Here is a 10,469-nt window from a genome sequence, read left to right on the forward strand (position 1 = left end):
CACATTCAGCAGCTGCTGGATGTCGTAGAAGTGCAGGCCGGTGGTGGGCTCGTCCAGGATATACAGCGTCTTGCCGGTATCCCGCTTTGACAGTTCCTTGGCCAGCTTGACCCGCTGGGCCTCGCCGCCGGACAGGGTAACCGCACTCTGACCCAGGCGGATGTAGGACAGGCCCACGTCCACCAGGGTCTGCAGCTTGCGGGCCAGGAAGGGCACGGCGTCGAAGAACTCCCGGCCTTCCTCCACGGTCATTTCCAGCACTTCGTTGATGTTCTTGCCCTTGTAGCGTACCTCCAGGGTCTCCCGGTTGTAGCGCTTGCCCTTGCAGACGTCGCAGGGCACATAGATGTCCGGCAGGAAATGCATCTCCACCTTGATCACACCATCGCCCTGGCAGGCCTCGCAGCGCCCACCCTTGACGTTGAAACTGAAGCGCCCGGGCTTGTAGCCCCGGGAGCGGGCCTCCTGGGTACCGGCGAACAGCTCGCGGATAGGCGTGAACAGGCCGGTGTAGGTGGCCGGGTTCGAGCGTGGCGTCCGTCCGATAGGGCTCTGGTCGATGTCGATCACCTTGTCCAGATGCTCAAGGCCGGTGAGCTTGTCGTATGGGCCGTGGCTCATGGTGGTGGCCTTGTTGAGCTTGGTGGCGGCCACCGGGTACAGGGTACTGTTGATCAGGGTGGACTTGCCGGAACCGGAGACACCGGTGATGCAGGTCATCACCCCCAGCGGCAGGTTCAGGTCGGCGCCCCGCAGGTTGTTGCCCCGGGCACCGGTGAGAGTCAGGGTCTTGCCGTTGCCCTTGGCCCGCTGGTCGGGAATGGCGATCTCCCGTTTGCCGCTCAGGTACTGGCCGGTCAGTGAGTCCGGCGCGCTGATGATGTCTTCCGGGGTGCCCTGGGCGATGATCTGGCCACCGTGCACGCCGGCGCCCGGGCCGATATCGATGACGTGGTCGGCGGCGCGGATGGCGTCCTCGTCGTGCTCCACCACAATCACCGTGTTGCCCAGATCCCGCAGGTGGGTAAGGGTGGCCAGCAGGCGGTCGTTGTCACGCTGGTGCAGGCCGATGGAGGGCTCATCCAGGATGTACATGACACCCACCAGGCCGGCGCCGATCTGGCTGGCCAGGCGGATGCGCTGGGCTTCGCCGCCGGAAAGGGTATCGGCACTGCGCTCCAGGGTCAGGTACTGCAGACCCACGTTGACCAGGAACTGCAGCCGCTGGCGCACTTCCTTGAGGATCTTCTCGGCAATCTGGCCGCGGCGGCCGGGCAGCGTGAGTGTCTCGAAATAATCGTGGGCGTCTCCCACCGGCAGGGTGGTGATGTCCGGCAGGTTGCGCTCCTCGATGAAGACGTTTCGGGCGCTGCGGCGCAAACGGGAGCCGCCGCAGTCGATGCAGGGCTGCTGGCTCAGGTGCTTGGCCAGCTCTTCCCGCATGCTCTGGGAGTCGGTCTCCCGATAGCGCCGCTCCAGGTTCGGCAGTATGCCCTCGAACGGATGCGCCTTCTCCATGATGTGGCCGCGGGAATTGACATACTTGAAGGTGATGTCCTCGCGGCCGGAACCGTGCAGGATCACATCCTTGAAATCCTCCGGCAGGTCGTTGAACGGGGTGTCCATGTCGACACCGTAGTGCTCGGCCACGCTGTTCAGCAGCTGGAAGTAGTACACCGAGCGCCGGTCCCAGCCCCGGATGGCGCCCTCCGCCAGGGTGGCTTCCGGATGCTGGATAACCTTCTCCGGATCGAAGAACTGCCGCACGCCCAGGCCGTCACAGGTGGGGCAGGCGCCGGCGGGATTGTTGAAGGAGAACAGCTTGGGTTCCAGCTCACTCAGGGCATAGCCGCACTGGGTGCAGGAATAGCGCGCTGAGAAGGTCTGCTCCTCGCCGTCGCTGTCCATGGGCGCCACCAGGGCGATGCCGTCCGCCAGCTCCAACGCAGTTTCGAAACTCTCCGCCAGCCGCTGCTCCAAACCGGGCTTGACCTTGAAGCGGTCCACCACCACGTCGATCTGGTGCTTGCGCTTCTTGTCCAGCGCCGGCACGTCGTCGATGTCGTAGACGGTGCCATCCACCCGCAGGCGGATAAAGCCCTGGCTGCGCATGGTGTCCACCACGTTCAGGTGCTCGCCCTTGCGATCCCGGATCACCGGCGCCAGGATCATCAGCTTGCTGTCCTCCGGCATCGCCAGCACCTGGTCCACCATCTGGCTCACGGTCTGGGCCTCCAGGGGCTGGCCGTGGTCGGGGCAGCGGGGCTCGCCGGCGCGGGCGAACAGCAATCGCAGGTAGTCATAGATCTCGGTGATGGTGCCCACCGTAGAACGAGGGTTATGGGAGGTGGACTTCTGCTCGATGGAGATGGCCGGAGACAGGCCCTCGATGTGGTCCACATCGGGCTTTTCCATCATCGACAGGAACTGGCGGGCGTAGGTGGACAGGGACTCCACGTAGCGGCGCTGGCCCTCGGCGTAGAGGGTGTCGAACGCCAGCGATGACTTGCCGGAGCCGGACAGCCCGGTAATCACGATGAGCTGGTCCCGAGGCATATCCAGGTCGAAGTTTTTCAGGTTGTGGGTGCGGGCACCCTTGATCTGGATACGGTCCATAGAGCTCCCCGATAAAAACGATCAGTATACCGTGTTCGGCCGGCACCGGTGAAATGCGAACGGGCGAGATCGCATCTGGTACAATGCGGCGCCGGTGGCCGGACCCCGGTCTTGATTTGATGCCGATCTCACTTGTTGAGCCAAGGAAACCGCCCCTTTCATGAACGCCCTTGAAAAACGCTCCGTGGCTGCGCTGGCATCCGTCTACGCCATGCGCATGCTTGGCCTGTTCATGGTGCTGCCGGTGTTCGTGCTGCTGGCGGACGACCTGGAGCACGCCACGCCGGCCCTGATCGGCATCGCCATCGGCGGCTACGGCCTCAGTCAGGCCTTGCTGCAGGTGCCCTTCGGCATGCTGTCGGACCGCTTCGGCCGCAAACGGCTGATCTACATCGGCCTGGTTCTGTTCGCCGCGGGCAGTGTGCTGGCCGGCATCTCCGACTCCATATACGGTGTGATCGCGGGACGGATTCTTCAAGGCTCCGGCGCCATTGCCAGTGTGCTCATGGCCCTGCTCAGTGACCTGACCCGGGAGGAGGAGCGCACCAAGGCCATGGCTCTGGTGGGCGTCTCCATCGGCCTGTCGTTCTCGATATCGCTGGTGATGGGCCCCTTGCTCGGGGACCTGTTCGGGCTCTCCGGCATTTTCTATTTCACCGCCACGCTGGCGGTGATCGCGCTGATCCTGGTGCAGCGTGTGGTGCCGCAACCCCTTCGTAAGGCCGCCAACCCCGATGCCCTGCCGGCCCGGGCCATGCTGCGCCAGGTGCTGACGGACGGACGCCTGCTGCGCCTGGACTTCGGCATCTTTGCCCTGCACCTGGTACTCACCGCGCTGTTCCTGGTGATCCCGAGCCTGCTGACCGACCGGGTCGGGCTGGCGTCCAGTTCCCACTGGTGGCTCTACCTCACCGTCATGGTCACCTCCTTTTTCGCCATGGTGCCGTTCATCATCATTGGCGAGAAAAAGCGCCGCATGAAAACCGTGCTCTGCGGTGCCATCCTGCTGTTGCTGGCGGCCATGGCCGGTCTCGCTGGCCTGCCCCTGGATCTCACCAGTATCTGGTTTGTGCTGTTTGTGTTCTTCATGGCCTTCAATCTGCTGGAGGCCAGCCTGCCGTCGCTGATCAGCAAGGAGTCGCCGGCGGCCAGCAAGGGTACCGCCATGGGGGTCTATTCCACCTCCCAGTTCATGGGTGCTTTCGTCGGCGGTGCCGGTGGCGGGCTGCTGCTGGAGAGTGCCGGCCTGAACGGTGTGGTGGGGCTCATGGCCGTGATACTGCTGGTCTGGTTCGGGGTTGCCGTCACCATGCCCCGGCCGAGTCACACCGCCAGTTTCGTGGTACAGTTGCGGCAGGCGACGGGGATGTCCGTGGCGGAGGTGGACCAGCGGCTGCGAAGCCTGCCGGGGGTCGAGGATGTGGTTATCCTGGAAGACACCGACACCGCCTACCTGAAGGTTGACCGGCAGCAGTTCCAGCAGGCCAGCCTGGCGGATTTTCCGTTCGTCCGACCGGCCACTTCGGCCTGAATTTATCGTGTCGGCGACGGACTGCCGGCAATATCAAACAAGAGAGGTCATCGCGAGCGTCCTGCCGGGCGGGGCGCGGTGATGGAATCCAGAGGTTAGGAGCAAATCATGGCAAGAGGCGTCAATAAAGTCATCCTGATCGGCAATCTCGGCCAGGACCCGGAAACCCGCTACACCCCCAACGGCAACGCGGTGGTCAACCTCAACCTGGCCACCGACGAGAGCTACAAGGACCGACAGACCGGTCAGCTCGTGCCCAAGACGGAGTGGCACCGCATCGTCATGTTCGGCAAGATCGCCGAGGTGGCCGGCCAGTACCTGCGCAAGGGCTCCAAGGTCTACATCGAAGGTAAACTACAGACCCGCAAGTGGCAGGGCCAGGACGGTCAGGACCGCTACACCACCGAGGTGGTGGTGGACATCAACGGCCAGATGCAGATGCTGGACAGCCGTGGCGGAGAAGGCGGTGGCGCCAGCCAGGGCGCGCCGGCGGGCCGGCCCCAGCAGGCCGGTTACGGCGACAGCCAGACCGGCAACCAGAGCCAGGGCGGTGGCTACAACCAGTCCAACCAGGGCCAGGGCAGCATGCCCGAGCCGGTGGACGATTTTGATGACGATATTCCATTCTAGGATTCGGCCATCACAGAAAAACCCGGTTTGCCGGGTTTTTTTGTGTCGCCAGGAACTGCATAAGTTGCAAAATGCAGTCAAACTAGACAAGAATCGTACAGTTACAGATGGTATTTAAACTATCATGTAACTCATAAAACTTAATCCCACGGTCGGGTATTGCTTTGGCTGCCACTTTCCTAAAAAGAATATTCAGGCCCTCGGCGGCCGTCGGGCGGGTCTGCCTGGAGGTTCGCTCCGAGGGCATTGGCTGGGCAGTGGCTGCAACCCGTGGCGGGGACGGCACCGCCGTCGGCTATCTGGCCTGTACTCCCGCCAAGCGCCTGGAGGCCCTGACCCAGCTGGTTTCCGAGCAGGGCTGGCAGGGCGCCAAAACCACGCTGGTGCTGCCATTGGACCAGTACAGCGTCTTCCAGCTGGAGCGGCCCGAGGAGCTGGCAGAGTCCGAGCTGGCGGATGCCCTGCGCTGGAAGCTCAAGGACCTGCTGGAGTACAGCCCTTCCGAAGCCGTCTGCGATGTCTTCCCCTTTCCCGGCGACGCCGCCCGGGGCCGGGGTGAGCTGGTCAATGTGGTGGCGGCCCGCAAGACGCTGGCGGCGGATCTGGTGAGCCTGGTCAACCAGAGTGGCCTGGTGCTGGACCGCATCGACATCGCGGAACTTGCGCTGCGCAATTTTGCTGCCCAGCTGGACCCCCGGAACCAGGGCGTGGCCCTGGTGCATCTGCGTGACCGGTATGGCCAGATGGTGATCTGCAAGGGCCCGACACTCTATCTTTCCCGGCGCCTTGACGTGACCTCCGATGACCTTCGGGATGCCGGCCGGCAGGAGAACGCGGTGCAGTCTCTGGCGCTGGAAATGCAGCGCTCGCTGGACTATTTCGAAAGCCAGTTGGGCCAGGTGCCGCCGCGGGCCATTCATCTGGTGGCACGGGACGCCATGCTGCCGCTGTCTTCCATGCTGTCCTCCTACATGGCGCCGGATCTGGAAACCGTGAACTGGAAAGACCACGGCTTGAGCGAAGCCCTGGACAGCCGCTGCCTGACGGCCTGGAGTGCGGCCCGTTCGATCCCCGGAGGAGCGTCCGCATGATCCAGCGAGTCAATCTCTATACCGATGATCTCAAGCCCCGCCGCGAGCCGGTGCGGGCCGCAACCCTGCTCTGGAGTTCGGTCGCGGTGCTGGCCCTTGTGGTGGTGGCCGCGGTGATCGCGCGCCTGGATGCGGCCGGTGCCGGCGATCGCCTCCAGGCGCTGAATGCGCAGGTCAGTGAGCTGGAGCAGGAAGCCCAGCGCCTGACCGCCAAGGTGGAGGCCCAGCAGCCGGACCCGGCGCTCGAGGCCACCGTGGCCGAACTCAATCAGGCCATCAACCAGCGCCAGCGTCTGCTGGCCGAGGTGGAACGCCTGGTGGATTACGAGGATGCCGGCTTTTCCCCCTACATGGCGGCACTGGCACGTCGGGTGCCGGAACAGCTCTGGCTGACCGGGTTTCAGGTGGATCTGCTCAACAATCAGCTCAGCCTGGCGGGCCGTACCCGGGTGGGCGGCCAGGTGCCGCTCTACCTTGAGCAGTTGGGCCAGGAGCCGGTGTTCAGTGGCCGGCGCTTCGAACAACTGAGCCTGAAGCGGGACGACAGCAGTGGCTGGATCGAGTTTCTGATCGGCTCCCGGCGCGATGGAGGTGCCTCATGAGCGCCTTCCGCGACAGCCTCACCCGAGGCCGTGACTGGTTTGATCAGCGCCCCGTTCGGGAGCGCGTGCTGATGCTCGCCACCCTGGTGGTTCTGCTTCTGGTGGTGGGCTGGGAACTGGCGGTCGCCCCCGTGCTGGAGCGCACCGAGCGCACACGGACGCAGATTGACCAACGCGAACAGAGAGCCCGGGAGTGGCAGGAGCAGGTCTCGCTGCTGACCCGAAAAGCCGGTGACGACCCCAATCAGCAGCTCCGCGAGCTCATGGAACAGCGCCGGGAGCGGCTGGCGGGCCTGGACCGCCAGCTCGCCCAAGCGACGGGTGGGCTGGTGTCCCCCGAGGCCATGGTGGCGCTGCTGCGTAACATGCTGGCGGCGCAGCAGGCACTCGAACTGGTCAGCCTGGAGCTGCTGGACCCGGTGCCGGTCTACAGCAGCGACGAAGACCGGGCCGAGCAGGCCGAACCGCTGATGTTCGCCCACGATGTGGAGCTGGTGGTCAGTGGCGGCTACCTGGAACTGCTGGCTTATCTGGAACGCCTGGAGGCACTGGACCAGGGCCTCGGCTGGGGCCAGCTCGACTACGAAGTGGAAGCTTTCCCTGAGGCCAGTGCGCGTTTGAGGGTCCGGACCCTGAGTCTCAGCCAGGCAGGACTGGGGGTCTGATGCTATGACCAGACACCTTCTGCTGTTGCCCCTGTTGATGCTGTTGCTGGCGCAGCCCGGTTGGGCCCTGAACGATCCGACCCGACCGCCGGACTTCAACCGCGCCCTCCCTGCGCCGGCCGTGGAACAGCGCCGTTATGACCTGGCGTCCATCGTCATTGGCCCCGAGCGTCGGGTGGCGGTCATCAATGGCGTTGCGCGTAGGGAGGGCGAGCGCTTTGACGACGCCCGGGTACGCCGCATTCACCCGGACCGGGTGGAGATCCTGGACGGCGGCCGGGTAAGAATTCTGAAACTGCAAGAGCTGCCCCGGGTAAGGGCGGCACAATGAGTACTGACAAAGGGTTCCCTATGACACGGTCCACCACCGCTCTTGGCCTTGCCCTGATGCTGCTGTTGAGCGCCTGTAGCAACAATCCGCTGCTGAGAACCGGCAAGGCAACCAGCACCGATACCGCGGACGCGATCGACCAGAGCCTGGCTGAGGCCCAGGCCGCCGCCGATGTGCCCCGCGCAGCGGCGGCCGAGGCGGGCCTGCCGCCGGATGTGGCCCGGGCCCTGCTGCCGCCCTTGGCGCAGGACGATACCGACGGCGACCGCTTTGATATCAATGCCCGTGAGCTGTCGGCGCCGGTCTTCTTCGAGGCCCTCGTGGCGGGCAGTGGTTACAACGCGGTGGTGCATCCGAAGGTGGACCAGACCATTTCCCTGAACCTCACGGACGTGACCGTACCGGAAGTCATGGAGCTGGCCGGCGACCTGTACGACCTGGACATCCAGCGTAATGGCCGGCTCTACCGGATTCTGCCGGGCGGCGTACAGACCCGGATCTTCCCCATCGACTATCTGCATTTCAAACGCCAGGGCGGCTCGGAAACCCGGGTCAGTTCCGGCAGCGTCTCCGCCGCCGGCAGCAGTGGTGACGGCGAAGGCGACACCGCAGGCACCGGCAACGACGTGGACGCCCTGGTGGGCACCCGCATCTCCACCACCACCGAGTCGAATTTCTGGAACACCCTGAACCAGTCCGTACAGATGATCGTCAGCCAGGCGCCGGGCAGCCAGGTGATCATCAACCCGGAAGCCGGCCTGGTGATGGTGAAGGCCCCCGCCGAAAACCTGCGCCAGGTGGAGCGTTACCTGACCCAGACCCAGCTGATCATGCAGCGCCAGGTCATCCTTGAAGCCAAGATCCTGGAGATCACCCTGACCGAGGGCTACCAGCAGGGCATCAACTGGTCCGACATCCAGAGCGCCTCCAGCATCACCGACTCCGACGGTCTGCCGGAGGACTTCACCGCCCAGAGCCTGGCCGGCCGGGTGGTCACCAGCGGTGATATCGGTGGGGTGTTCTCCGCCAGTGTCCGGGCCGGGGATTTCACCGGCCTGATCGAACTGCTGGGCCAGCAGGGCAACGTGCAGATCCTGTCCAGCCCGCGGATTTCCACGGTGAACAACCAGAAAGCGGTCATCAAGGTGGGCACCGATGAGTTCTTCGTCACTGACATCGACTTCAATGACAACGAGAGCGCCCTGGGTGCGGCGGAAAGAACCAACACCTCGGTGGAGCTGACGCCCTTCTTCTCCGGCATCTCCCTCGACGTCACACCCCAGATTGCCGAGGACGGCACCATCACCCTGCACGTGCACCCTTCGGTGAGTGAGGTGAACGATCAGGAGAAGGTCATTACCGTGGGTGACCGGGACGTGACCCTGCCCCTGGCGCTGAGCACGGTCCGGGAGACCGACAGCGTGATCCGCGCCGAAAGCGGCCAGATCGTGGTGATCGGCGGCCTGATCCAGAACAACAGCGAGGACCGCAATGCCGCGGTGCCTTTCTTCGCCGAGATACCGGTGCTCGGGGAGCTGTTCCGCCAGCGCCGGTTCGACAGCGAGAAGAGCGAGCTGGTCATCCTGCTGCGGCCGGTGGTGGCTGGCCTGCAGAATTACCAGCAGGACGTCGCTGACAGCCGGGCCCGGATGCAGACCCTGCGGGAGCTGCTGGAGTCGCCGGAAACCCCGAAACCTGAGCCGGCTGGTCCGGCCCGCTAGACAGGGTTGATGATGTACGAGAGCCACTTCGGACTGCAGGAAGTACCCTTCGCGCTGACACCGAACACGCGCTACTTCCTCAAAGCCAAGAGTCACAGCGACGCCCTGGAGCTGTTGCTGGTGGCCCTGCGTGAGCGGGAGGGTTTCATCAAGATTACCGGCGAGGTGGGCACCGGCAAGACGCTGCTGTGCCGCCTGTTGCTGAACGCCCTGGAAGGCCAGGCCACCACCGCCTACATTCCCAACCCCAGCCTGACGCCGGAGAACCTCTATGAGGCCGTGGTGGATGAGCTGGGCGTGACCGTCAGCGACGCCGACAATACCCATCGCGTGCTCAAGGCCCTGACCCAGCGGCTGGTCCAGCTGGTGGGCGAGGGCCAACAGGTGGTGCTGGTGATCGACGAGGCCCAGGCCATGCCCGAGGCCACTATCGAGGCCCTGCGGCTGCTCACCAACCTGGAAACCGAGAGCACCCGGCTGCTGCAGGTGGTGCTGTTCGGCCAGCCGGAACTGGACACCCTGCTGAACCAGGCCAGCCTGCGGCAGCTCAAGCAGCGAATTACCTTCCAGTATCGCCTGGCGCCGCTGGACCGGGCGTCGGTGGCCCAGTACCTGCGTCACCGCCTGGCCCAGGCCGGCTATAACGGCGACGAGCTCTTCGCTCCTGCCGCCCTGAAGGTCATTACCCGCGCCTCCGGCGGTATTCCACGGCTGCTGAATATACTGGCCCACAAGTCGCTGCTGGCGGCCTGGGGCCGGGGTGACCAGAAAGTGGGGCGCTGGCATGTGCTGCAGGCGGTTCGCGACACCGAAAGCGCCCGGCCACTGGGCCTGCTGGGGCGCTGGCTATGAGTCTGCTCAACGATGCCCTGCGCAGCGCCGAACAGCGCCGTGAGCGTCCGGCGCCCACGGCCTATACCGGCGTATCGGCGCCTACCAGCACTCCGGCCGCCGGTCGCCGGCCCCAGCTCTGGCTGGTGCTGCTGGTTGTGGTACTCGCTGTCGTGGTTTGGCTCTGGTGGAGCCAGACCCGGCCGGATCCGGTAACGTCACAACCGGTGGCCGAAGGCGTGGTGGCTCGGGAGCCTGCACCGGCGACCCGGTCGCCGGCGGAACCTGTCGTGACCAAACCCGGCGACTTCGAATCCACGACGGCAGAAGCCGAGCCCGAGCTGGTTGCCCCGCCCGAGCCGGAAACCGTGATTGCCGAGACCCGGGCCGAGTCGGCCGAGACCGATGCCGCTGTCAGTGGCGAGTCTGTTGAGCCATCATCTGTCGAGCC

At 64.8% G+C, this 10,469-nt stretch carries 9 protein-coding genes and 1 pseudogene; 9 read left to right on the forward strand and 1 reads right to left on the reverse strand.

The features are described from left to right. Positions 1-2,616, reverse strand: a 2,616-nt coding sequence (uvrA, locus tag R3280_RS13930; RefSeq protein ID WP_318999217.1) for an excinuclease ABC subunit UvrA, incomplete at its 3' end; no start/stop codon positions are given. Between the two features lie 160 nt (positions 2,617-2,776). On the opposite strand from uvrA, the gene R3280_RS13935 reads away from it, so the two are divergent. The 9 genes and pseudogenes from R3280_RS13935 to R3280_RS13975 form a co-directional block, all read left to right on the forward strand. Next, complete coding sequence (locus tag R3280_RS13935) at positions 2,777-4,147, forward strand: MFS transporter (protein ID WP_318999218.1); 1,371 nt, start codon at positions 2,777-2,779, stop codon at positions 4,145-4,147. A gap of 108 nt (positions 4,148-4,255) precedes the next feature. Next, positions 4,256-4,777, forward strand: coding sequence for a single-stranded DNA-binding protein (gene ssb / locus R3280_RS13940; protein ID WP_318999219.1), 522 nt, complete (start codon positions 4,256-4,258; stop codon positions 4,775-4,777). Positions 4,778-5,034: 257 nt separating this feature from the next. Continuing rightward, a complete protein-coding gene (locus R3280_RS13945; protein WP_318999220.1) occupies positions 5,035-5,868 on the forward strand; it encodes a biogenesis protein MshI in 834 nt (277 codons plus the stop codon). Next, the gene (locus tag R3280_RS13950) at positions 5,865-6,470 is read left to right on the forward strand and encodes a PilN domain-containing protein (protein WP_318999221.1); all 606 of its coding nucleotides are present in this window, start codon (positions 5,865-5,867) and stop codon (positions 6,468-6,470) included. Before R3280_RS13945 ends, R3280_RS13950 begins: the two co-directional genes overlap by 4 nt. Next, complete coding sequence (gspM, locus tag R3280_RS13955) at positions 6,467-7,135, forward strand: type II secretion system protein GspM (protein WP_318999222.1); 669 nt, start codon at positions 6,467-6,469, stop codon at positions 7,133-7,135. Before R3280_RS13950 ends, gspM begins: the two co-directional genes overlap by 4 nt. 4 nt (positions 7,136-7,139) lie before the next feature. Next, complete coding sequence (locus R3280_RS13960; protein ID WP_318999223.1) at positions 7,140-7,466, forward strand: hypothetical protein; 327 nt, start codon at positions 7,140-7,142, stop codon at positions 7,464-7,466. A gap of 20 nt (positions 7,467-7,486) precedes the next feature. After that, entirely contained in the window at positions 7,487-9,187 is a 1,701-nt protein-coding gene (gene mshL, locus R3280_RS13965; protein ID WP_318999224.1) for a pilus (MSHA type) biogenesis protein MshL, read from the forward strand. A gap of 12 nt (positions 9,188-9,199) precedes the next feature. Further along, positions 9,200-10,039 carry an ExeA family protein gene (locus tag R3280_RS13970; protein ID WP_413468784.1) on the forward strand — a complete coding sequence of 280 codons (840 nt, stop codon included), beginning with the start codon at positions 9,200-9,202 and terminating at the stop codon, positions 10,037-10,039. After that, positions 10,036-10,469, forward strand: a pseudogene (locus R3280_RS13975) (hypothetical protein); the annotation flags it as partial. The gene R3280_RS13970 and the pseudogene R3280_RS13975, both read left to right, overlap by 4 nt.

Origin of the sequence: Marinobacter sp. (genome assembly GCF_033722195.1) — a bacterium.
Taxonomy (GTDB): domain Bacteria; phylum Pseudomonadota; class Gammaproteobacteria; order Pseudomonadales; family Oleiphilaceae; genus Marinobacter.